Source organism: Rhizobium favelukesii (assembly GCF_000577275.2).
GTDB lineage: Bacteria > Pseudomonadota > Alphaproteobacteria > Rhizobiales > Rhizobiaceae > Rhizobium > Rhizobium favelukesii.
In genome coordinates, this window is the sequence record NZ_CBYB010000042.1 from 1 (window position 1) to 21,708 (window position 21,708).

Here is a 21,708-nt window from a genome sequence, read left to right on the forward strand (position 1 = left end):
AACTGGCTACTCATGAGACGCCGGCCCATTACGGCATCTAGCTCGCAACATCTAGGCAGCAGATCAAGTGCTACAGCGTCCTTTGCGCGTCTAAAAAGACGGGCGGCGCTATAGGTCGGCACCGCGCTTGTTGAATTGCCGGCCGCCGACAGCTACAGTATCCGGTACGCCATAATACGATTCTTGCATTCGGCCGCGGCGGCGGAAGTTGAGTGTGCAAAGTCCAACACTGAGGTACAGAATGAGCGGTGCTCTGAAGGACGCAATTAGAGTTGAGCGTCCTGCAAAGACCTTGCGGGAATTGGCCCTCGACAAGGTCCGCGAAGCCATCGTAAACGGATATTTCCGTCCCGGAGATCGCCTTGTCGAGCGTGACCTCTGCGCCCAGCTCGGCGTCAGCCGAACAGTTGTGCGCGAGGTTCTGAGACATTTGGAATCGGAAGGGCTTGTCGCCAATCTGCCGAACAAGGGGCCGATCGTCGCGCAGCTCGACATCGAGGAAGCCAAACAGATCTATGAGATCCGTGGCGCGCTGGAAGGCATGGCAGCGCGGCTGTGCGCGGAGCGCCGCAGCCCGGAGATCGTCGCCGCGCTGGAGGAATCGCTGGCGGGAATACGCAATAGTTACCGCGACAAAGACATGTCGGCTGTGCTGACGAACACCTCTTCCTTCTATCAGACGCTGTTCACGATGGTTGACAGGAACGTTGCCTGGGGTGTCGTCAATCTTCTCACCGTGCGCATAAACCACCTGCGCTCGATGACGATCAAGACGGAGAGGCGCGGCATCGAAGGGCCGCTGCAGATGTCGAAGATCGTGGACGCCATCCGCCGCGGCGACGGCGAGGGGGCCTACCGGGCGGCGATGGATCACGTCGCCGCCGCGAGCGCGATCGCCGAAGGGGTGCTGTCGGCGAAGAAGCCTTCCGAATAGAGCATGATGCCGAAAAGCGTAGGCGGTTTTCGGACGACATCATGCTCTCACTATAAAATTTAGAACAGGATTCAGATTTTAGGCCGACCCGGCCTAAAATCATCCTGTTCTAGGCACGGCGGAGACCGCCGCGGTCTTCGTCGGCGGCGGATGGCAAGCGCCGGCACCGAGCATCTGTCGATGTCACTCTAGCAGGCGCAATCACATTCCTAGGAATTTAGCAGACCCGCACTCTAAGCTTGACACCCACCTTTGCTCAATGTGATGGTATGCCATAATAAATAATACATAAGGCGGTATCATATGAACTGGGGGTAATCGTGACCTCCGGACTTGTCGTGCGCCTTCGGTGCGCCGCCGGGGGGCTGTGACTGCTGACAATAAGCTGAAAGAAGAGGCGCTTTCCAAGCGTGAGAGCACACGCGCGCCAAATTGAAAATCGCCGCCTCGGCCTGAACTGCGTCCTCGCAGGAACCAACTTGACACTTATTTGCGATGGTATACCATAATACGAAATTGACAGATGAGGTGTTCGATGGCCATTCAAATTCGCAAGACGGGACTGCAGATCGAGACGACACTGATCGAAGGCGGCAAGGCTGCGGCGGTTCCGCTGAACCTGTTTACCGCCTTCGCGGTCGTGAAAAATCCCTGGGCGGGTCGCGGCTTTGTCGACGACCTCAAGCCCGAAATTCACGCAGGCGCTCCGGTGCTCGGCGAGTTGCTGACCAAGATGATCATTGATGCGGTTGGGTCCGGCGAGGCTGTCGAGGGATACGGAAAGTCAGCTGTCGTCGGCCTGGACGGCGAAATCGAACACGGGTCCGCGCTCATCCACACGCTACGCTTCGGGAATTTTTATCGCCAGGCCGTCGGCGCCAAATCCTATCTCGCCTTCTGCAACACACGCGGTCCAGCCAATGCGCCGATCATGATCCCGCTGATGGACAAGAACGATGAAGGCCGCCGTTCGCACTACCTGACCATCCAGACGTCGATCCCCGACGCGCCTGCTGCCGACGAAATCGTCGTGGCTCTCGGTGCTTCAATAGGCGGGCGCCCCCATCACCGCATCGGCGACCGCTACCAGGATCTGAAAGACCTGGGGCAGGACGTTGCCAATCCTGCGGGCGTTTGAAGGAGCGCTCTGAGATGCTGACAGCCGGATCGACCACACGCACCGCTGCAGCAACAAACGCTGCCGGTGCCTTGCCCCGAAAGACGACGGCAAGCGGAACGGCCTATCACGAGGCCGGCAGCGGTGAGCCGCTGATTCTCATTCATGGCGTCGGCATGCGGCTCGAGGCCTGGGCTCCGCAGATCGCATTCCTGTCTGCAGGCCATCGCGTCATCGCTGTCGATATGCCGGGACATGGGGAGAGCGCAAAGCTGCCGGCGGGCAGTCGGCTCGAGGAGTTCGTCGCCTGGTTCGGACGCTTTCTCGACGAGATGGCAATCGAAACGGCAAATGTTGCCGGGCACTCGATGGGCGCACTGGTTTCGGGAGGGGCGGCCGCGACCTTTGGCGAGCGTATCAGCCGTGTCGCTTACCTCAACGGCGTCTACAGGCGTGAGCCTGAAGCAAAGGCCGCCGTGCTTTCGCGCGCCGCGGCCATTCCGGTATCGGGCGTGGACAAGGAAGGCCCTCTGGCCCGTTGGTTCGGCGAGGATGCGGACAGCGTCACTGCGCGTGAATTGACGAGAAAATGGCTGAACCTCGTTGATCCCCAGGGATATGCCGTCGCTTACGCCGCCTTCGCGGGAGGAGACGAGACTTATGCTGACGGCTGGAAAGACGTGGCTGGTCCGGCCCTGTTTCTGACGGGGTCCGATGATCCGAACTCGACGCCCTTGATGGCAGCGCAAATGGCAGAGCTTGCGCCGCGGGGCTACGCCCGAATCGTCGAAGGTCATCGTCATATGGTGAACCTGACCGCGCCTGATATCGTCAATTCGGTGCTCGCTGAGTGGCTGTCGTCCGGGGAGGATGAACGATGACAATCCAGACTGTCGACCCAAGAGCACTGCGAGATGCATTCGGGGCCTTTCCGACCGGGGTGACCGTCGTCACCGCCTGTGACGGGGAGGGAAATCCGATCGGCTTCACGGCAAACTCCTTCACCTCGGTCTCGCTCAATCCACCGCTTCTCCTCGTCTGCCTTGCCAAGACGTCGCGCAATTTTGCCATCATGACCGGAGCGCAGCATTTCGCGATCAACGTGCTTTCGGAAACGCAGAAAGACGTGTCGAACACCTTTGCGCGACCGGTCGAGGACAGATTTGCGGCGGTCGAGTGGGCGAGGGGATCGGCAGGCTGCCCGATATTCTCAAGCGTGGCGGCCTGGTTCGAATGTGCCATGGAGCAGGTCATCGAGGCCGGCGACCACGTCATCTTGATGGGGTGCGTCGAAGCTTTCGACAATAGCGGCCGCAACGGTCTCGGCTATGCGCGAGGCGGTTATTTCACGCCGACGCTCTCAAGCAAGGCAGTGTCCGCGGCAAGCGAAGGCAATATGGAACTTGCGGCCGTTGTCGAGCGCCGCGGGGAAGTTCTGCTGCTCGGCGACGATGTGCTCTCCCTGCCAAGCGTCGACGCCCATGACGGCAACCCGACCGAGGCACTGCAAAAATACCTGGAAACATCAACCGGGCTGAAGGTCAGCATCGGCTTTCTCTATTCGGTTTATGAGGGCAAGAGCGACGGCAAGCAGCACATCGTCTATCACGCCGTTGCCGGAGAGGGCGAGCCTGCCGGCGGCAGGTTCCTGAAGCCCGACGCATTGGTTGCGGCAAAGTTCAAGACCAGTTCGACTGCCGATATCGTTAACCGTTTTGCGATGGAAAGCTCGATCGGAAATTTCGGCGTCTATTTCGGCGACGAGACCGGCGGCACTGTTCACCCAATTCCAACCAAGGACGCAAAAGCATGAAGTTCTCCCTCTTCGTCCATATGGAACGGCTTGACGCCAGCCAAAGCCACAAGAGCCTCTACGAGGAATTCGTCGCGCTCTGCGAGATCGCCGACAAAGGCGGCATGCATGCGATCTGGACGGGCGAGCACCATGGCATGGATTTCACCATTGCGCCCAACCCTTTCGTGACCATTGCCGATCTGGCGCGCCGCACATCGCGGGCACGGCTTGGAACGGGGACGGTGATCGCTCCCTTCTGGCATCCGATCAAGCTTGCCGGCGAGGCTGCCATGGCCGACATCATCTGCGATGGAAGACTCGACATCGGTATCGCGCGCGGCGCCTATTCCTTCGAATACGAGCGTCTGCTGCCCGGTCTCGATGCCTGGGGCGCCGGCCAGCGCATGCGCGAGCTCATACCGGCGGTCAAAGGCATATGGGCCGGCGACTACGCGCATGACGGGGAATTCTTCAAGTTTCCGTCGACCACGTCGGCGCCGAAACCGCTGCAGCAGCCGAACCCGCCGATATGGGTTGCGGCGCGCGATCCAAACTCGCACGAATTTGCCGTCGCCAACGGCTGCAACGTTCAAGTCACGCCGCTCTGGCAGGGCGACGACGAGGTTCAGTCGTTGATGGAGCGCTTCAACGACGCCTGCGCCAAGAATCCCGAGATCGAGCGGCCCAAGATCATGTTGCTGCGCCATACCTATGTCGGCTCGTCAGAGGACGATGTCGCCCAGGCCGCCCATGAACTGAGCGTCTACTACAATTACTTCTTCGCCTGGTTCAAGAATGAGAAGCCGATTGCCCAGGGGCTGATCGAACGGATCCCGGACGAACAGATCAGAGCAAACGCGATGCTGTCGGACCAGGTCATGCGCACCAACAATGTCGTTGGCGACGCTGAGGCCGTCATCGAGCGGCTCAAAGCGTACGAAGCGCTCGGCTACGACGAATATTCCTTCTGGATCGACACCGGCATGAGCTTCGAGCGCAAGAAGGCGTCGCTCGAGCGCTTCATCACCGAGGTCATGCCGGCATTTCAGGAGTAAGACCATGCGGCGTTTCCAGCACTACATCGACGGCGAATTCTCAGATGGCGAGGCCTGTTATTCGAGCATCGATCCAGCCTCCGGCACGGTCTGGGCTGAGATGCCCGAAGCGCGCGAGGGCGATGTCGATCGGGCTGTCAACGCTGCCGACAAGGCACTTTACGAAGGCGCGTGGCCGAAAATGACGGCCACCCAACGCGGCAAGCTGCTTTACAAGCTGGCCGACCTGGTTGCTGCTAACGCGCAGGTGCTGGCTGAACTGGAGACGCGCGACACCGGCAAGATCATCCGCGAGACATCGGCGCAGATCGCTTACGTTGCCGAATACTATCGCTACTATGCCGGCATCGCCGACAAGATCGAAGGCGCCTACCTGCCGATCGACAAGCCCGACATGGATGTCTGGCTTCGCCGCGAGCCGACCGGCGTCGTTGCGATGGTCGTACCGTGGAACAGCCAGCTTTTCCTGTCGGCAGTGAAGATCGGCCCGGCGCTGGCGGCCGGCTGCACGATGGTGGTCAAGGCCTCGGAAGACGGGCCGGCGCCGCTTCTCGAATTTGCGCGGCTCGTGCACGAGGCAGGCTTTCCCGCCGGCGTCGTCAACATCATCACCGGTTTCGGCGCCTCCTGTGGCGCCGCCCTCGGCCGCCATCCGAAGATCGCGCATGTCGCCTTCACCGGCGGACCCGAGACCGCCCGGCACGTCGTTCGCAACTCGGCCGAAAACCTCGCCTCCACTTCGCTTGAACTTGGCGGCAAGTCGCCATTCATCGTCTTTGCCGACGCAGACCTCGAGAGCGCTGCCAACGCCCAGGTCGCGGGCATCTTCGCCGCGACAGGGCAAAGCTGCGTTGCCGGGTCACGGCTGATCGTCGAACGCAGCGTCAAGGATAAATTCGTCGCCCTGCTGCGCGATAAGGCGGAGGCGATCCGGATCGGTGCTCCGCTCGATATGGCGACCGAAGTCGGCCCGCTTGCCACCAAGCGCCAGCAGGACAATATCGGCGTCCTCGTCGCCAAGTCGATCGAAAGCGGCGCCCGCCTGGTCACGGGAGGACGCAAGATCGACGGCGACGGCTATTATTTCCCGCCGACGATTCTCGACTGCGATGATGTCGCCTCGCCGTCGCTGATCGAGGAATTCTTCGGGCCGGTCTTGTCCGTCGTGTCATTCGAGACGGAGGCCGAGGCGCTGCGGCTCGCCAACGATACCCGTTATGGCCTGGCTTCCGGCGTCTTCACCCAGAACCTGACCCGGGCGCACCGGCTGATGAAGGGGCTCCGTGCCGGGATCGTCTGGGTCAACACCTACCGCGTGGTATCACCGATCGCGCCGTTCGGCGGTTTCGGCCTGTCGGGCCATGGCAGAGAAGGCGGCATGGCCGCGGCGCTCGATTATACCCGTACCAAGACGATCTGGCTCAGGACATCGGACGATCCGATCCCCGATCCCTTCGTGATGAGGTAGCGCCGATGTTTTACGAGATCCGGAGCTATCGGCTGAAGAACGGCACGATCCCGCAATATCTCAAGGTCGTCGAGGAGGAGGGGATCGAGATCCAGAAGAGCCATCTCGGTACGCTCGTTGGATACTTCTTTTCGGAGATCGGAACGATCAACGAGATCGTCCACATCTGGGCCTTTGCGAGCCTGGACGACCGGGAAGCGAGGCGCCAGAGGCTTTTGGCGGATCCCCGGTGGCAGGCCTTCCTGCCCAAAATCCGCGATCTCATCGAGGCGGCGGAAAGCAAGATTATGAAGCCAGCTAACTTTTCTCCGAGGAGCGAGGCGCACTGACGGCATAAGGCATACCCGTAGGACAAACCAGAACAAGGATAAGGGAACATGAAAACAACATTTGCTGTCGCGGCAGTTGCCGCATTCGTGGCTGTGTCCGTACCGGCGCACGCCGACAACATGGTCTTCTCGAGCTGGGGAGGAACGACCCAGGACGCGCAGAAAGCCGCATGGGCAAGCCCGTTCACGGAGAAGACCGGTATCACCGTCGTACAGGACGGGCCGACGGATTACGGCAAGCTCAAGGCGATGGTCGAGGCTGGCCAGGTCACTTGGGACGTTGTCGACGTCGAAGGCGACTATGCCGCCCAGGCCGGCAAGAATGGCCAGCTCGAGAAGCTCGATTTCTCCATCATTGATAAATCCAAGCTCGATCCGCGCTTCGTGACCGATTATTCGGTCGGCAGCTTCTATTATTCCTTCGTGATTGGCTGCAATGCCGATGCCGTCAGCGCCTGCCCGAAGACATGGGCGGATCTGTTCGACACGGCAAAGTTTCCGGGAAAGCGCACATTCTACAAGTGGTCGGCTCCCGGCGTGATCGAAGCGGCACTGCTTGCCGACGGTGTAGCTGCCGACAAGCTTTATCCGCTTGATCTCGACCGCGCCTTCAACAAGCTCGACACGATCAAATCGGATATCGTCTGGTGGTCGGGCGGCGCACAGTCGCAGCAGCTTCTGGCATCCGCCGAGGCTCCCTTCGGCAGTGTCTGGAATGGCCGCATGACCGCGCTTGCGGCGAGCGGTATCAAAACTGAGACCTCATGGGAACAGAACATCACCGCTGCGGATTCGCTCGTCGTGCCGAAGGGTTCGCCGAACGCGGAAGCCGCGATGAAGTTCATTGCAATGGCAACCTCGGCCGAACCGCAGGCCGCCCTTGCAAAAGCCACCGGATATGCCCCAATCAACGTTGACTCGGCCAAGCTGATGGATCCGGAGACGGCCAAGACCCTGCCGGATCAGCAGACGGCCAGCCAGGTGAATGCCGATATGAACTACTGGGCGGACAATCGCGATGCCATCGGCGAGAAGTGGTACGCCTGGCAGGCGAAATAGGCTGAAACTTGAGTTGAACGGGCACGGCGAATGTTCGCCGTGCCTCCCGCAGCGTCGGTGCGCGTTTGTTGGACCTCGGCGCATGCATAAATTGACGGGTGGGAAGGACTGTCATGTCGACATATAGCGATGCCTCCGGCGCAATTGCGCCCCTGCCAAAGGTGCGCAGGGCAACAGGTTTTGGCGGGGTCCTTCCGGCTCTCGCCTTCGTGACGATCTTTTTCATCGCGCCGGTGGCGGTGCTCTTGTTGCGAAGCGTTCTGGAACCTGTGCCGGGCTTTGGAAACTATGCGCAGCTGATCGGGTCCGCGACCTATCTCAAGATCTTCGCCAATACCTTCATCGTCTCGGGTCTCGTCACGGTGATTTCGCTGCTGATCGGATTTCCCGTTGCCTGGGCGCTGGCAATCATGCCTGGGCGCCTGACGTCGGTGATCTTTGCGATCCTGCTCCTGTCGATGTGGACCAACCTGCTTGCCCGCACCTATGCCTGGATGGTGCTGCTGCAGCGGACGGGGCTAATCAACAAGATGCTGATCGGAATGGGGCTGATCGACAAACCTCTGGCGCTCGTCAACAACCTGACCGGCGTCACGATCGGCATGACCTATATCATGCTGCCCTTCATCATCCTGCCTCTCTACGGCGTGATCAAGAAGATCGACCCGTCGACCCTGCAGGCGGCAGCACTTTGCGGCGCCAACCGGTGGCAGTGCCTGACCCGTGTCCTGCTGCCCTTGGCCATGCCTGGCATGGCGGCCGGTGCCCTCATGGTCTTCGTCATGTCGCTTGGTTATTTCGTCACGCCGTCGCTTCTCGGCGGCACCGCGAACATGATGCTCGCAGAGCTGATTGCGCAATTCGTGCAGTCGCTGGTCAACTGGGGAATGGGAGGTGCCGCAGCGCTGGTTCTCCTCGTGGTGACCTTGTCGCTTTATGCCGTGCAGCTGCGCTTCCTCGGCAACCAGAACCCGGGAGGACGTTGACATGTTGCTCAACTTCGACCGGCTCGGCTGGTGGAAATATATCCTGCTGGCGATCACGCTTCTGACCGCGGCCTTTCTGGTGCTGCCGATCGTCTTTATCGCGGCGCTCTCCTTCGGCTCCTCGCAATGGCTGATCTTTCCGCCGCCCGGCTGGACGTTTCAATGGTACAGCGAGCTCTTTGCCGATCCGCGCTGGCTGGAATCGGCCTGGACGAGCTTCAAGATCGCGGTCATCGTGACGATCCTGTCGGTGCTGCTCGGGCTCGTGACGTCCTTCGGGCTGGTGCGCGGTTCGTTCCTGTTCCGCGATGCGCTAAAAGCGCTTTTCCTGACGCCGATGATCCTCCCTGTCGTGGTTCTTGCGGTTGCCCTCTATGCCTTCTTTCTGAGGATCGGCCTCGGCGGCACGTTGGCTGGCTTCGTCATTTCGCACCTCGTTCTTGCGCTGCCTTTCTCGATCCTATCCATCTCCAGCGCGCTGGAGGGCTTCGACAAGTCGATCGAGGATGCGGCCGTTCTTTGCGGCGCCTCCCCTCTGGAAGCAAAGATCAGGGTCACCCTGCCTGCGATCAGCCATGGGCTGTTTTCGGCGGCCGTCTTCTCGTTCCTGACATCCTGGGACGAGGTGGTGGTGGCGATCTTCATGTCCAGTCCGACCCTGCAGACGCTGCCGGTAAAGGTATGGGCGACGCTGCGGCAAGATCTGACGCCAGTTGTCGCTGCGGCGTCGACCCTTCTCATCCTTTTGACGATCCTCTTGATGGCGCTGGTTGCCATCGTGCGTAAGGTACTGAAACAATGAAAGAACCATTCCTTCAGATCCGCGGAATACGCAGGGAATACGGCCCTGTCGTTGCCGTTCACGACGTCAATCTCGACGTTCGGCGCGGGGAGTTCCTGACCTTTCTCGGACCGTCCGGATCCGGGAAAAGCACCACCCTCTACATCCTCGCCGGGTTTGAAACTCCGACGAAAGGCGACATCACATTAGAGGGCAAGACCCTCCTCGCCACGCCGTCGCACAAGCGCAACATCGGCATGGTGTTCCAGCGCTACACCCTGTTTCCGCATCTGACGGTGGGCGAAAACATCGCATTCCCGCTGAAGGTCCGGCGCAAGTCCAAGGCCGAGGTCGACCGCAAGGTGAAGGAGATGCTGCGACTCGTCAGGCTCGAAGGCTTCGAAGATCGCAAGCCCGCGCAAATGTCCGGCGGCCAGCAGCAGCGTGTCGCCCTTGCCAGAGCCCTTGCCTATGATCCGCCGGTGCTTCTGATGGACGAGCCGCTGTCGGCGCTCGACAAGAAGCTGCGCGAGGAAATCCAGCATGAGATCCGCCGAATCCATCAGCAGACCGAAGTGACGATCCTCTACGTCACGCACGATCAGGAGGAGGCGCTGCGGCTCTCCGACCGGATCGCCGTCTTTTCCAAAGGCGTCATCGATCAGATCGGGACGGGGCCGGAACTCTACGCCAATCCGCGGACCCGCTTCGTTGCCGAATTCATCGGCGACAGCGACTTCATTTCATGCGACCTGCTATCATCCTCCGATGGGCAGGCCACCATTTCGCTTGGCGGCGGGAGCGTCTTCAATCATATTCCGGTGCATGGAAACGGAACCTCCGGGACGAGGGCAGCCCTGATGCTGAGGCCTGAACGCATTCGATTGTCGCGCGCCCAAGCGGCGGGAGCGGGTCTTGCCGCAACTGTCAGCGACATTACCTTTCTCGGCAACAATATTCACGTATCGACCGAGATGGCGACAGGCGAGGCGCTGGCGGTTCGCCTGCCGTTCGGTCATGAGGCTATCGCGGGGCTCAGCCGCGGAGATATAGTCCATCTGGATTTCGATCCCGGTGCCGCTCACGTGTTCTGTTGAAAGTTGTCATATGAAGCTCAATGATCCCTCGCTGTTCCGTCAGGCATGCCCCATCGCCGATCGCTGGATAGAAGCGGAAGGCCGCAAGGCGGCGGCGATCCGCAATCCGGCGACAGGCGAGCCGCTGGGGGTGGTCCCTGACCTCGGTGCGGCGGAAACGGAAGATGCCATCCGCGCCGCCGTCATTGCCCAGAGGCTTTGGGCGAAGAAGACCGCCGGGGAGCGCGCCGCCGTTCTCAAGGCATGGCATCGGCTGATGATCGAAAACCGCGACGATCTGGCGATGATCCTGACGCTGGAGCAGGGAAAACCCCTGGCCGAGGCCAAGGGGGAAATCACCTATGGCGCGAGCTTCATCGAATGGTTCGCCGAAGAGGCGAGACGCATCAACGGCGAGACCATCCCGGGACATCAGGCCGACAAGAGGATCCTCGTCCTGCGACAGCCGGCAGGCGTGGTGGCGGCGATCACGCCCTGGAATTTTCCGAACGCGATGATCACCCGCAAGATTGGCCCCGCGCTTGCCGCCGGCTGTGCCGTCGTTCTCAAGCCGGCGCTGCAGACGCCATTCTCCGCCATCGCCATCGCCGTTCTCGGCGAGCGTGCCGGCCTGCCGCCGGCGCTTCTCAACATCGTCACGGGTGACGCGGCGGCAATTGGCGGGGCGCTGACGGCAAGCCGTGACGTTCGGGTCCTGACATTCACCGGCTCCACCCGGACGGGCGAGCTGCTTTACCGGCAATGCGCGCCGACGATCAAAAAGCTCGGCCTCGAGCTTGGCGGCAATGCACCCTTCATCGTGTTCGACGACGCTGATCTCGACGCTGCCGTCGAAGGCACGCTCATCGCCAAGTTCCGCAACAACGGCCAGACCTGCGTCTGCGCCAATCGGCTTTATGTCCAGGACGGTGTCTACGAGGCGTTTGCCGCCAAGCTCGCCGCGGCGGTTTCGGGCTTGAAGGTCGGCAACGGTCTCGACAGTGACGTCGTGCTTGGCCCGCTGATCGACGACAATGCCGTCGCCAAAGTCGAAAGCCATATCCGCGACGCCGTCGCAAAGGGTGCCGGGATCGTTTCTGGGGGCAAGCGCCACGCACTTGGCGGCCATTTCTTCGAGCCGACAATCCTGCGCGATGTCGCTGCCGGCATGCAGGTCGCCCGCGAGGAAACCTTCGGGCCGCTTGCACCACTTTTTCGCTTCCGCGACGAGCAGGACGTCATCGAACAGGCAAACGACACCGAGTTCGGGCTTGCTTCGTATTTTTACGCCCGCGATCTATCGCGGGTATTTCGCGTCGCCGAAGCCCTCGAATATGGGATGGTCGGCGTCAATACCGGTCTTGTCTCCACAGCCGAGGCTCCGTTCGGCGGTGTGAAGATGTCAGGTCTCGGTCGCGAAGGGTCGAAGCACGGATTGGACGAATATACCGAGCTTAAATATGTATGCCTGGGCGGCATTGCCTGAACCGGTCGATACTTGCGCTTTCGCCGCAAAGGACCAGAATGTCTCTCGTCAGCGTCGCCATGTATGTCACATCGGAGCCACTCGCAGATGCGACGGCTGAACTATGGTCGTTCCTCCGGCATTATCTCTCGAATGCCGACCTCAGGAGTTTGCCTGAAAAACTCGATTGGACGGTTCCCTATGACGAAGCCTGGCTGAGGCCGGATCTTCTTCTCTCGCAGGCATGCGACTATCCCTTTGCGAAGAGCCTGCGAGGCAGGGTTCGCCTGGTGGCGACGCCGGTCTATGACCATCCCGGCTGCGACGGCCCGTTGATGCGCAGCTTCATTGTCGTCCGCAAGGATTCTCCCGTTTGCTCGCTCGAGGATTTGCGGGGCACCACGGCTGCGATCAATAGCCCTGACAGCAATTCCGGCAGCAATTTCTTTCGCGCAGCGGTCGCTCCGCTTGCCGGCAGCGGCCGTTTCTTTGGCCGGATTGTCGAAACCGGCAGCCACCGTGGCAGCATCGCCGCCGTTGTCGAGGGACGGCGGAGAGTGCCTCCATCGATTGCGTCACCTGTGCTGATATTCGGCGCTTCGATCCCGGCAATCGCCAAGCGGTTCGCATCATCGCCGAAACGCCCAACGGCCCGGGTCTGCCATTCATCACCTCAGGCGATGCATCGGACGAGAGAGTCCTGCTCTTGCGAAATGGGCTTAGCGCCGCGATCAAGGAGCCATCGCTGGCCGTTGATTTTTCGGTGCTTTCCGAAGCCGACTATGCGCCGCTCTTATCATTGGCAGGCGACGCCTTGCCACGAAGGAGAGCTTGAGTTTTCCGAATTCCTATCCGTCCCGCGAGATGACGGAGGCACGAACCGTCAGTTCCCGATCGCTGCGATGATGCCGATCTCGACAGTGAATTTAGGCCCTTAGGCCCGGCGAGCCTTGCTTCGACCGTGGCGCGCGCCGGCGCATGACTCGAAGGCACCCAGGCGTCCCAGACGGCATTCATTTCTTCGAGCCTGGAGATTCAGCAAGCCAGATCGTCGCGCTGACGATCCGTGTCGGATTGCTGCCTGCCCTTTCCATAAGCCGGGTTCGCGGACGGACGCGCCCGGCGTGTCGATTGTGACCTGGCCTCCGGCTGTTGCCGAATATAATCAGGATCGGCAACTTCGATGACCGCCGCGACGGCTTCGGCGGGGCCGCTCCACCAGATGCTGGACTGCATGGCATTCTGGCATCGTACGTCCGACCAGGATGATCCTCTGACACTAACGGTCGCGCGATCTCGCTCATGGGAGGCGGAGGTGAGCTGATTTGCCGGGCCTGGCAAGCCGACTGCGTCGAAGAGCAAATCCCGTTGCCTTACGACACCTGCGTCATCAACTCGACTAGCCGTGCTTCGTCATAGGGTTTTTTGAGAACAGGCTGGCTATATGGGGCCATCTACCTCCACCTCATCAAATCCGGTTGAGAAGATGAACTTCTTGTTCAGTTCGATGAGAAGATCGGCGACTGGAAACGTCATTTCGGTACCGAGCTTCAGGTCAAGCATCGCAACGTCGAACTCTCTCGACCCGACCATCTCCAGAGCCTCATCGAGCCGTCCCGCGAACCCGACCACCTCGTGGCCCAGATCCCTGAGGGTTGCTTCCAACGTGCATGCGATGAGCATTTCGTCTTCGACAATGAGGATCCGCAAGGACATGGATCGATCTTTCCCAGGTGAGGCACCCCGATGATCGAGATAAAATCCTTGGCAGCGACGAACGCCGCCGGACAATGCACAATTGCAGAAGTCCAGGGCGATGTCCACGGACGCGACGGCAGCGCGCGAATGGGCAAGCGACATGATCACCGAACAACGTCCTGCCGCTTGCCGAAAAGTGGAGCAAGGAGACGGAAGTACCCCCGTCGACAAACGCCCTCGCTCGATTCGGGACGCCGGAGGAAGATATCGCTCCTGTCGTCCTGTTTCTCGCGAGCAAGGATGCGCAGTTCCTAACCGGGTGTGGCTGCGCGATCTTTGCAGCGCTCAATCGCTTGCCATCGCTCCCGAATCTCCGGTCGCCGATACGCCAGCAAGGCCAATCGCAACGCGGCCCGGTCGCGCGGCATCATTCCGGTGATCCCGCACAAATCCAACGAGAAGGGAAAGCGGGGCTTCTTCGCAAAGGCAATCTACAAAGGCCGCGCTCGCATCAGGCCGTCGGCAAGCTCAAGCGCTTCAAGCGGGTCGCACTACACTGCGAGAAGACGAAGCGCAATTTCGCTGCCATCGTTTCCATCGCGGCCACGTTCATCTCGGTCAAATCCGTCCGCACTGCCTAGGAGTGACGTTTGCTGATGTTATTCGGCGCGTAGTTTTGGCTGTTTTGGCGCTGATTCCATCTGCCTATTCATTCTGCCTTCGGGTGCAAATCGATGTTCAGATTTTGAAAGCGCATCAAATTCTTGAAAGCCCGAACGATAATCAGACGCTACGGTTTGGATGCTTCCTGAATTTCGCAATAGGGAAGCCTCTCTTGGTAACGGGTGCACGCTGGCCGTCGTCTCTGCATTAGAACCGGAGACGGCGGCTTGTGTCTGAGAGAGGAAAGCTTTGGTCGCGAGCTTCAACGAGGAAGGGGCGTCAGGCGCTGCAGTTCATGCTCAAGAAGAAGGACAGCCTGGTCGTCATCAACGACAACCTGGAGATCCTGCTGACAGTGAAGCGGTTCGGGATGTGGCTGATGGGCTTGATAATCGCCGTCACCAGTGCGGTAGGGCAAGATGTTTTTCATGTAGCAGCGCGCTGAAATAGGGCCAATGACAATGGCGGTGGCTTTGTAACGCCTATGGTGATTTGAAGGGAAGCCCGTGCGGGTTTGGGTGGGGGCAAGGGCTTCCCTTCTTGTCCTGTCCTGCATGCCACTGACAGAACAGCCACAGAGTACGCCAGTCTGCCGGGATCGCTAGACGGACCAAGGGCCTAGCGCGAAAGCGAGGGGAGGTTCAGCAGCTGGACGTACGCGCTGGGGATCGCTGTCATGAACCTAGCCCCTCAGCCCATCCTGCCTTGCGACAGGACACCTGTGAGACTTCAGGCTAGCTTTGAGGAGGTTGACCTGAAGTCGTCCCAAGAATGCCAAGGAAGGGTCTCATTGGCACAAAGTCATCATACGCTCACGGCAGTGGGATGGGGAGAGAATTCGTCACGGCGGGTCGAGGGCGGACGCGCCAAAATAGGATAGCACCTCCTCCTCAAGCTCAATGCAGATTTGCTCGTATTCCTCAAGGAGCATCTTGTTGTCACCCTCTGCACGCAATTTGTCGCGGAACCTGACGGCGTCACCGTAGTTCTCGATATCTTCGATCCACCAATGGGCGCTATGGGCATAGGGTCGGAGATGTGGGCAGCGCACTAGAAGCACCGCCAATCCATAGCGAAAGCTGTTGAAGCCTGGATCTTCCATGTTTCAAAGCCGTCACGGATGAGGCTCTGCGAACAGGAGAGAACACAGAGCCTCGTACAGTTGAGCTGATGTCGGAGGGCATCGACATCCTCGGTTAAACGCCACTATCCGGGATTGGTTCCCGACCCCAAATGGTCGGCCCCCGAGTTTGAGCATCCTTCCGCGCTTCTGAGCGCGCGCACGTTGGGCTTCTGAGAACTCTCAACTGATTGCCGGGAAGAAGTTCGATGAACCTCTGGTGTGTCGGATTGATCAGCACACCCAAGAACTCGGTTTCCATGAGCCAATGGCTGTCCTATCTCGTACAGATTGAGGACGGCCTTTACCCTGGGGAGGGGCGCCATCACGGCGGTTTGAGTTTCCTGGGACCGCGTCATTGCAACCCCTACAAAAAGTACCCAAAAAGGAAATGCTCTGCTCTGCAGCTCGTTCAGCTCGGAAGTTGAGGGGCGGGGCCATAACCATCGAAGGCGTACCCATTGAGGATCTGCCGCCCTTCAAAAAAGCGGCGCTCTATTGCGGTCATCCCGGCTTCATCGCAGGTCGATCGCCAGTTGGCCACTATTGCCGCAGCCTGGTTGTCGATAATTTCGCGTGCTCGCGGTTGAGAGAGCAAAAACGAAGGTGAGACGGCCAATGCGTTAGTCAGTTGAGCCGCCCGAGTTGCTCCGCCGACGATCATCGCCTGGTTGGCCTCGGGTGTGCCTCGACGTTGTGGCGCAATGTCGTACGCTGGCGTTAGGCTGAGCATCTCGCCATCCCAGAAGGCCGCATGGTTGCGGGCGTGATCATCGGTATTCCCGACGAGAATGTTGAAGCAGAGCCGGGAAAATAATTCTTCCAGGGTTTTCAGAGGACTGGAAAATCGGCTCCGGATTAGCTCTGCTAGCATCTGGTATGAGATATGGTGAGCGGCGAGCTCGTTCTCTTGCGTCCAGGTAAGGGCGGAAACCATCGCGCGCTTGGTCCACGATTGTCCCAAGGGTAGGCGATCAAAGCGCTCCACAAGAAGAACGTCGCGGTCCAAAACCCGGTTTATCTCGACCGGCGCCACGGCGATGCCTGCAAGAGATGCCAGGCGCATTGCGACAAACTCCGCCCTGACCATGGCAAAAGTATCATTGATTGCTGAGAACTTGGCAATCAGCTTGCGTCGTCTTCCCGCTTGCTCGTCGGATATCAGGGCCTTAGGCCGGGCGCCGCCTATGGAGCTGCCGTGAAGGATGACGCGATCAAGGCCCTTCGGGACCGGTTCTCCTGCCTCTACCTTGTCTGCGAAAGTCTGCAACTCGACCAAGGCCGCATTATCGCTTTCGCGAGGTGTGTATTCGCTCGCGCTCTCTTGAAAGTCGAGCGCTCCAATCCGGTCGGAACCCGAATGATGCATGAAAGTCATTTCGTCAAAGGCATCTTCATCGATCTCGTCGCGTCTCAGTCCAAGCAGATCGTTGACAATAACCCGGCGACCCCACCGGTCGGGCAATGCATCGCGAAGGGACGGGGCGAGAAGGTGGCCCGCCGGAGGTTCGATAATGCCCGCTTCTAGGGGGAGGTCGAGATCGAAAATCGCGATTGCATTTTCTCGTTCGAGGTAACTGCGACCATAGTTGAAAAAGAATTGGTTACGCGAACGAACCACGCGCCCGGCGACGACCGGGTGCGTTTCCATTGGTAGCCATATCCAAACGTAAAGTTCGGAGAGGTCAGAAATCATCTTTTAGCTCCGGCTTCTGATGACGGATACGCGCCGGTAGAAGTTCAAGCTTCACCTTGGTCTCTGATAGTCGTGCTGTTGTTTCCTGCTGCCCTCCAAATAAAGACAATCCGACCATTGTCGCAGCTTCGAAGACGTGGCCGATCGCAACCGTGGGCTTTCCCGCCTCGATCGCACGAAGTGTCAACCGCGAACAGCCGGTGCGTTGGGCCAGCTCAAGTTCCGTCCAGCCGCGGAGTTTGCGGGCAGCCTGAATCTCCGCTGCAAGAAGCTGCAGCGCTGACCGAGTGGCGAGCGATATGGATGAATTTGGAGGTATTTTGTCTATCATAGCATACACAATCAGTAATAATGTCGTTCACAGCAGATAGCAAGTAGCGTCGACAGAATCAATACTGCTAGAATCTGAATAGTTCAAGAGATTTTAACCGTGGTAAAGTCTATTGGAATTGACATTGACGACCCTGGCGGACGGTGACTGAAATTTCTCAACCGAACCGAGACAAGTGGGATTGCCGCCAGCGCATCCTGTGCCCACCACATCCACCTTCGTGGAAAAAGGATGCATTGCCAGTGCGCTCTGCTCTTTGACGACAGCACCAATCAGGACTGCCGCGCATATTTCAAAATGCCTGTTCGCGCATGACTTGCCGGACACCTTTACCGGATGTTCACATCGAGACTGATGCGCAGGTGCTCATCTGGTCGCCATGCTTGCGACCAGATCGCTGAACCTTTCACCCTGAATGCCGACATGTCCCCGCAGCAGGCGCCGGGCTTCCTCTCCGTCTCCGGCAAAGATCGCATCGACGATGGCGCAATGTTCCGAGAAGGAGGTCGACAGGCGGTTGCGGACGCGCAACTGCAGTCGGCGGTAGGGGCGCAAACGCCGGTGCAACTGCGCGCATTGCTCCTGAAGAAAGTCGCTTCGGCTCGCCGCGTAGATCGCCTTATGGAATTCTTCATTGTCGTAATAATAGGCATCGCTGTCGCCGGCGGCAGCCGATTGCTCGCACCGACCGTGCGAGGCCGTGATCGCCTCGCTTGACGCCTTGTCCAGCCGCCGTGCGGCGAGGGAGCCAGCCAAGCCCTCCAACTCGGCCATGACCTCGAACATCTCGTAGACGCGGTGCGGCCCCGGATCGATGACGACAGCCCCTCTGCGTGGCCGGATCTCGATTAGGCCGATCGCATCGAGCTGCATCAGCGCTTCGCGCACCGGTGTGCGGGAGACGCCGAAGCGGGTCGCAAGAACCGTTTCGTCGAGCCTCTCCCCAGGCAAGAACTCGTTGGACAGAATTGAATTTTCAATCTCATCCCGAAGCCACCGGCCGACATTTTCCGACATTTGCTCTGCTTTCCACATACACAAATCCAATTATTGTATACACGATAGTTGACATCGTGTACGAAGAGTAACATTCTGCATACTATCTGTGAAACCCCGTGATGGAAAGCGGCTATCAACGCCGACAGAAGAGAGGAATGGCATGCCTGAGACTTCTTTCTTTACCGACATGCTGCAGAGCATCACGGACCGGGGCCGCCAGCTTCTGTTTTCCGGTTCGCGTAACCAGCAGGCCGCCGCCGAAACCGATCTCCAGACACTCTGTGAAATGCTCCTATCGAGCCGCGGCGAAGCCTCGGGCATGGCGCTTGCAGCGGAAATACTCGATCGCTGGGGTGCGCTCGGGGGCGAGGGCGCACAGGCATTCCTAGATATGCTTCATGAAAAATTCGGACCAGACACAACCAGGCTCGATCAGGCGATTGAAGATTACCGCGGCGAAAAAAGCTCCGCTGCGATCATTGCTCTTCATCAGGCAGCCGAGCCGCGGCGGCAGGAGCTTTTGCGCCGATTGAATCACGCGCCGAACGGCACCGCCAAGCTTGTCCAGATGCGTCAGCACCTGCTTGCTTCCGAAGACCGGTCCGAAGGGTACCACGCGCTGGACGCTGACTTTACACATCTGTTCGGTTCCTGGTTCAATCGCGGCTTCCTGACGCTGCGCCCCATCGACTGGTCGACGCCGGCCTATATTCTTGAAAAGATCATTAAATACGAGGCCGTGCACGAGATCGCCGGCTGGGAGGAACTGCGGCGTCGTCTGGCCCCGGCCGACCGTCGATGTTTCGCGTTCTTCCACCCGCGCCTTGCCGACGAGCCGCTTGTGTTTGTCGAGGTGGCGCTGACGCGGTCCGTGCCGTGCGCGATCGCAGATGTCCTCGACGAGGGCAGGGAGCAGATCAATCCCGACGAGGCGACAACGGCCGTCTTCTATTCGATCTCCAACTGTCAGGATGGCCTGCGAGGGATCTCGTTTGGCAACTTCCTGATCAAGCAGGTCGTCGACGATTTGCGCAGAGACCTGCCGGGACTGAAGAATTTCGTCACGCTTTCGCCGGTTCCGGGCTTTGCCCGGTGGCTTGCCAAGGCGCGCGCCTCCGCCACCGATCCGCTTCTGTCGGAAGCGGCCCGCGAAACGCTGATGGTGCTGGACGACCGGAACTGGCCTGACAACGAGAGCACGGCAGTCGAGGTTGAGCGCGTGTTGCTGCCGCTTGCGGCGCACTATTTCCTGATCGAACGGACGCCGGAGGGCCGCCCCGTCGACCCTGTAGCGCGCTTCCATCTCGGCAACGGCGCTCGACTGGAAAGACTGAATTTTCTTGGCGACCGCTCGACCAAGGCGATGCAGCAGGCACACGGCCTGATGGTCATCTACCTCTACAAGCTCGACGACATCGTGGCCAACCACGAGGCTCTGGCGCAGCGCGGCGAAGTGATTGCCTCGCCGGCCGTCAAGAGCTTGCTCAACCAGAACGACGAAAGCCGCCGCGGCGGCAATGGCCAACAAGGCTCCCGGCCATTCACGCACATAATGAACTCAACGCTTGGAGGAGGGCGAAAGTGAGCAACCATCTTTTCGATGCCATGCGGGCCGCCGCGCCCGGTGACGCGCCGTTCATCCGGATCGATAGCACTCGCACATGGACCTACAATGACGCGCTCGCGCTTTCTGGTCGCATTGCCAGCGCGATGGACACGCTTGGCATTCGCCCCGGCGACCGAGTTGCGGTGCAAGTCGAGAAAAGCGCCGAAGCCCTGATTCTCTATCTCGCCTGCATTCGAAGCGGCGCGATCTACCTGCCGCTCAACACCGCCTATCCGCTGGCTGAGCTCGATTACTTTATCGGCGATGCAGAGCCGCGCTTGGTGGTTGTTTCGTCGGCTGCTCGGGGGGGCGTCGAGAAAATCTCCAAGCCTCACGGCGCGATCGTCGAAACGCTCGATGCCGACGGCAGCGGCTCGTTGCTGGATCTCGCACGCGATGAGCCGGCCGACTTTATCGATGCCTCGCGCTCCGCAGACGATCTGGCTGCGATCCTCTACACGTCGGGGACGACCGGACGCTCCAAGGGGGCGATGCTCACGCATGGAAACCTGCTCTCGAACGCCCTGACATTGCGAGACTATTGGCGCGTCACCGCCGATGATCGGTTGATCCATGCCTTGCCGATCTTCCACACGCATGGGCTGTTCGTCGCCACCAACGTCACATTGCTCGCCGGCGCCTCGATGTACCTGCTGTCGAAGTTCGATTCAGAGGAGATCCTGTCGCTGATGCCGCAGGCAACGATGCTGATGGGCGTGCCGACCTTCTACGTGCGCCTCCTGCAAAGCCCGCGCCTCGACAGAGGGGCGGTCGCCAGCATCCGCCTCTTCATTTCCGGTTCGGCTCCACTGCTGGCAGAAACCCATACCGAGTTCCAGGCCCGCACCGGTCACGCCATTCTCGAGCGCTACGGCATGACGGAAACCAATATGAACACGTCGAACCCCTATAAGGGAAAACGGATTGCCGGAACCGTCGGTTTCCCGCTGCCGGGCGTCACTGTGCGCGTCACCGATCCCGCCACCGGGCTCGTGCTGTCGCCTGAAGAGACGGGCATGATCGAGATCAAGGGGCCGAACGTCTTTAAGGGCTATTGGCGCATTCCGGAAAAGACGGCGGCCGAATTCACTGCCGACGGTTTCTTCATCAGCGGCGATCTCGGCAAGATCGACCGGGAAGGCTATGTCCACATCGTCGGTCGCGGCAAGGATCTGGTGATTTCGGGTGGATACAACATCTATCCGAGGGAGGTCGAAGGCGAGATCGATCAGATCGAGGGTGTGGTTGAGAGCGCTGTGATCGGAGTGCCGCATCCCGATTTCGGAGAAGGCGTAACCGCTGTCGTCGTGCGCAAGCCCGGCGCGAGCATCGATGAAAAGACCATCGTCAGCGCCCTCCAAGACCGTCTTGCACGCTACAAACAACCCAAGCGCATCATCTTCGCGGACGACCTGCCGCGAAACACGATGGGCAAGGTTCAGAAAAACATCCTGCGGCAGCAATACGCCGATCTTTACACGAGGGCGTAAGGCGGCGGCCGCGCCCTCTGGGAGGAGGGTGCGTCGACAT

The 21,708-nt window shown here is 59.8% G+C and carries 20 protein-coding genes and 3 pseudogenes; 17 read left to right on the forward strand and 6 right to left on the reverse strand.

Going from position 1 to position 21,708, the window contains the following annotated elements:
- Positions 1–241: 241 nt before the first annotated feature.
- The 13 genes and pseudogenes from LPU83_RS37510 to LPU83_RS37570 all read left to right on the forward strand — a co-directional run bounded on the left by LPU83_RS37510 (position 242) and on the right by LPU83_RS37570 (position 12,900).
- Positions 242–934 (forward strand): GntR family transcriptional regulator, encoded by a 693-nt coding sequence (locus LPU83_RS37510; protein WP_024317953.1) that lies wholly within the window; start codon positions 242–244, stop codon positions 932–934.
- Between the two features lie 535 nt (positions 935–1,469).
- Positions 1,470–2,072 (forward strand): amino acid synthesis family protein, encoded by a 603-nt coding sequence (locus LPU83_RS37515; RefSeq protein WP_024317954.1) that lies wholly within the window; start codon positions 1,470–1,472, stop codon positions 2,070–2,072.
- Positions 2,073–2,086: 14 nt separating this feature from the next.
- On the forward strand, positions 2,087–2,932 hold the full coding sequence (locus LPU83_RS37520; protein WP_024317955.1) for an alpha/beta fold hydrolase: 846 nt from the start codon (positions 2,087–2,089) through the stop codon (positions 2,930–2,932).
- Positions 2,929–3,864, forward strand: a complete 936-nt coding sequence (locus LPU83_RS37525; protein WP_024317956.1) for a flavin reductase family protein — start codon at positions 2,929–2,931, stop codon at positions 3,862–3,864. The genes LPU83_RS37520 and LPU83_RS37525 overlap by 4 nt, the downstream gene beginning before the upstream one ends.
- On the forward strand, positions 3,861–4,901 hold the full coding sequence (locus LPU83_RS37530) for an LLM class flavin-dependent oxidoreductase (protein WP_024317957.1): 1,041 nt from the start codon (positions 3,861–3,863) through the stop codon (positions 4,899–4,901). Before LPU83_RS37525 ends, LPU83_RS37530 begins: the two co-directional genes overlap by 4 nt.
- Before the next feature lie 4 nt (positions 4,902–4,905).
- Positions 4,906–6,369, forward strand: coding sequence for an aldehyde dehydrogenase (locus tag LPU83_RS37535; protein WP_024317958.1), 1,464 nt, complete (start codon positions 4,906–4,908; stop codon positions 6,367–6,369).
- A gap of 5 nt (positions 6,370–6,374) precedes the next feature.
- Positions 6,375–6,698, forward strand: a complete 324-nt coding sequence (locus LPU83_RS37540; protein WP_024317959.1) for an NIPSNAP family protein — start codon at positions 6,375–6,377, stop codon at positions 6,696–6,698.
- Positions 6,699–6,746: 48 nt separating this feature from the next.
- Entirely contained in the window at positions 6,747–7,757 is a 1,011-nt protein-coding gene (locus LPU83_RS37545; RefSeq protein WP_024317960.1) for an ABC transporter substrate-binding protein, read from the forward strand.
- Between the two features lie 113 nt (positions 7,758–7,870).
- Positions 7,871–8,743, forward strand: a complete 873-nt coding sequence (locus tag LPU83_RS37550) for an ABC transporter permease (protein ID WP_024317961.1) — start codon at positions 7,871–7,873, stop codon at positions 8,741–8,743.
- A gap of 1 nt (position 8,744) precedes the next feature.
- A complete protein-coding gene (locus tag LPU83_RS37555; protein WP_024317962.1) occupies positions 8,745–9,545 on the forward strand; it encodes an ABC transporter permease in 801 nt (266 codons plus the stop codon).
- The gene (locus LPU83_RS37560; protein ID WP_024317963.1) at positions 9,542–10,621 is read left to right on the forward strand and encodes an ABC transporter ATP-binding protein; all 1,080 of its coding nucleotides are present in this window, start codon (positions 9,542–9,544) and stop codon (positions 10,619–10,621) included. Before LPU83_RS37555 ends, LPU83_RS37560 begins: the two co-directional genes overlap by 4 nt.
- Before the next feature lie 10 nt (positions 10,622–10,631).
- Positions 10,632–12,086 carry an NAD-dependent succinate-semialdehyde dehydrogenase gene (locus LPU83_RS37565; protein WP_024317964.1) on the forward strand — a complete coding sequence of 485 codons (1,455 nt, stop codon included), beginning with the start codon at positions 10,632–10,634 and terminating at the stop codon, positions 12,084–12,086.
- A 38-nt stretch (positions 12,087–12,124) separates the two neighbouring features.
- Positions 12,125–12,900 (forward strand): annotated as a pseudogene (locus tag LPU83_RS37570) (phosphate/phosphite/phosphonate ABC transporter substrate-binding protein).
- A gap of 48 nt (positions 12,901–12,948) precedes the next feature.
- On the opposite strand, the pseudogene LPU83_RS75320 reads toward LPU83_RS37570, so the two are convergent.
- Together LPU83_RS75320 and LPU83_RS37575 are read right to left on the reverse strand one after the other, a co-directional pair.
- Positions 12,949–13,209 (reverse strand): annotated as a pseudogene (locus LPU83_RS75320) (Rid family hydrolase); the annotation flags it as partial.
- 296 nt (positions 13,210–13,505) lie between these two features.
- Positions 13,506–13,781 (reverse strand): response regulator, encoded by a 276-nt coding sequence (locus LPU83_RS37575; protein WP_157997313.1) that lies wholly within the window; start codon positions 13,779–13,781, stop codon positions 13,506–13,508.
- Positions 13,782–13,893: 112 nt separating this feature from the next.
- Here LPU83_RS37575 and LPU83_RS73855 point away from each other — a divergent pair.
- Positions 13,894–14,083: pseudogene (locus LPU83_RS73855) on the forward strand (3-oxoacyl-ACP reductase); the annotation flags it as partial.
- Between the two features lie 638 nt (positions 14,084–14,721).
- A complete protein-coding gene (locus LPU83_RS37580; RefSeq protein ID WP_157997314.1) occupies positions 14,722–14,871 on the forward strand; it encodes a hypothetical protein in 150 nt (49 codons plus the stop codon).
- A 396-nt stretch (positions 14,872–15,267) separates the two neighbouring features.
- Here the strand turns inward: LPU83_RS37580 and LPU83_RS37585 are convergent, their stop codons facing one another.
- The 4 genes from LPU83_RS37585 to LPU83_RS37600 all read right to left on the reverse strand — a co-directional run bounded on the left by LPU83_RS37585 (position 15,268) and on the right by LPU83_RS37600 (position 18,590).
- Positions 15,268–15,528: a hypothetical protein gene (locus LPU83_RS37585; protein ID WP_024317966.1), complete on the reverse strand. Its 261-nt coding sequence runs from the start codon at positions 15,526–15,528 to the stop codon at positions 15,268–15,270.
- Between the two features lie 430 nt (positions 15,529–15,958).
- Complete coding sequence (locus LPU83_RS37590; protein ID WP_157997315.1) at positions 15,959–17,242, reverse strand: type II toxin-antitoxin system HipA family toxin; 1,284 nt, start codon at positions 17,240–17,242, stop codon at positions 15,959–15,961.
- The gene (locus LPU83_RS75685) at positions 17,232–17,573 is read right to left on the reverse strand and encodes a helix-turn-helix domain-containing protein (protein WP_024317967.1); all 342 of its coding nucleotides are present in this window, start codon (positions 17,571–17,573) and stop codon (positions 17,232–17,234) included. Before LPU83_RS75685 ends, LPU83_RS37590 begins: the two co-directional genes overlap by 11 nt.
- A gap of 366 nt (positions 17,574–17,939) precedes the next feature.
- Entirely contained in the window at positions 17,940–18,590 is a 651-nt protein-coding gene (locus LPU83_RS37600) for a GntR family transcriptional regulator (RefSeq protein ID WP_024317968.1), read from the reverse strand.
- 142 nt (positions 18,591–18,732) lie between these two features.
- Here LPU83_RS37600 and LPU83_RS37605 point away from each other — a divergent pair, with 142 nt between their 5' ends.
- Complete coding sequence (locus LPU83_RS37605; RefSeq protein WP_024317969.1) at positions 18,733–20,157, forward strand: malonyl-CoA decarboxylase; 1,425 nt, start codon at positions 18,733–18,735, stop codon at positions 20,155–20,157.
- Positions 20,154–21,668: a malonate--CoA ligase gene (locus LPU83_RS37610; protein ID WP_157997316.1), complete on the forward strand. Its 1,515-nt coding sequence runs from the start codon at positions 20,154–20,156 to the stop codon at positions 21,666–21,668. The genes LPU83_RS37605 and LPU83_RS37610 overlap by 4 nt, the downstream gene beginning before the upstream one ends.
- Positions 21,669–21,708: the final 40 nt, after the last annotated feature.

What these genes read in the sequence shown, in the direction of transcription:
- LPU83_RS37525 (WP_024317956.1), top strand. Translation starts at nt 2,929, where the DNA reads ATGACAATCCAGACTGTCGACCCAAGAGCACTGCGAGATGCATTCGGG.
- LPU83_RS75685 (WP_024317967.1), bottom strand. Translation starts at nt 17,573, where the DNA reads ATGATAGACAAAATACCTCCAAATTCATCCATATCGCTCGCCACTCGG.
- LPU83_RS37530 (WP_024317957.1), top strand. Translation starts at nt 3,861, where the DNA reads ATGAAGTTCTCCCTCTTCGTCCATATGGAACGGCTTGACGCCAGCCAA.
- LPU83_RS37535 (WP_024317958.1), top strand. Translation starts at nt 4,906, where the DNA reads ATGCGGCGTTTCCAGCACTACATCGACGGCGAATTCTCAGATGGCGAG.
- LPU83_RS37585 (WP_024317966.1), bottom strand. Translation starts at nt 15,528, where the DNA reads ATGGAAGATCCAGGCTTCAACAGCTTTCGCTATGGATTGGCGGTGCTT.
- LPU83_RS37555 (WP_024317962.1), top strand. Translation starts at nt 8,745, where the DNA reads ATGTTGCTCAACTTCGACCGGCTCGGCTGGTGGAAATATATCCTGCTG.
- LPU83_RS37590 (WP_157997315.1), bottom strand. Translation starts at nt 17,242, where the DNA reads ATGATTTCTGACCTCTCCGAACTTTACGTTTGGATATGGCTACCAATG.
- LPU83_RS37515 (WP_024317954.1), top strand. Translation starts at nt 1,470, where the DNA reads ATGGCCATTCAAATTCGCAAGACGGGACTGCAGATCGAGACGACACTG.
- LPU83_RS37565 (WP_024317964.1), top strand. Translation starts at nt 10,632, where the DNA reads ATGAAGCTCAATGATCCCTCGCTGTTCCGTCAGGCATGCCCCATCGCC.
- LPU83_RS37580 (WP_157997314.1), top strand. Translation starts at nt 14,722, where the DNA reads ATGCTCAAGAAGAAGGACAGCCTGGTCGTCATCAACGACAACCTGGAG.
- LPU83_RS37560 (WP_024317963.1), top strand. Translation starts at nt 9,542, where the DNA reads ATGAAAGAACCATTCCTTCAGATCCGCGGAATACGCAGGGAATACGGC.
- LPU83_RS37605 (WP_024317969.1), top strand. Translation starts at nt 18,733, where the DNA reads ATGCCTGAGACTTCTTTCTTTACCGACATGCTGCAGAGCATCACGGAC.
- LPU83_RS37510 (WP_024317953.1), top strand. Translation starts at nt 242, where the DNA reads ATGAGCGGTGCTCTGAAGGACGCAATTAGAGTTGAGCGTCCTGCAAAG.
- LPU83_RS37520 (WP_024317955.1), top strand. Translation starts at nt 2,087, where the DNA reads ATGCTGACAGCCGGATCGACCACACGCACCGCTGCAGCAACAAACGCT.
- LPU83_RS37540 (WP_024317959.1), top strand. Translation starts at nt 6,375, where the DNA reads ATGTTTTACGAGATCCGGAGCTATCGGCTGAAGAACGGCACGATCCCG.
- LPU83_RS37545 (WP_024317960.1), top strand. Translation starts at nt 6,747, where the DNA reads ATGAAAACAACATTTGCTGTCGCGGCAGTTGCCGCATTCGTGGCTGTG.
- LPU83_RS37600 (WP_024317968.1), bottom strand. Translation starts at nt 18,590, where the DNA reads ATGTCGGAAAATGTCGGCCGGTGGCTTCGGGATGAGATTGAAAATTCA.
- LPU83_RS37550 (WP_024317961.1), top strand. Translation starts at nt 7,871, where the DNA reads ATGTCGACATATAGCGATGCCTCCGGCGCAATTGCGCCCCTGCCAAAG.
- LPU83_RS37575 (WP_157997313.1), bottom strand. Translation starts at nt 13,781, where the DNA reads ATGTCCTTGCGGATCCTCATTGTCGAAGACGAAATGCTCATCGCATGC.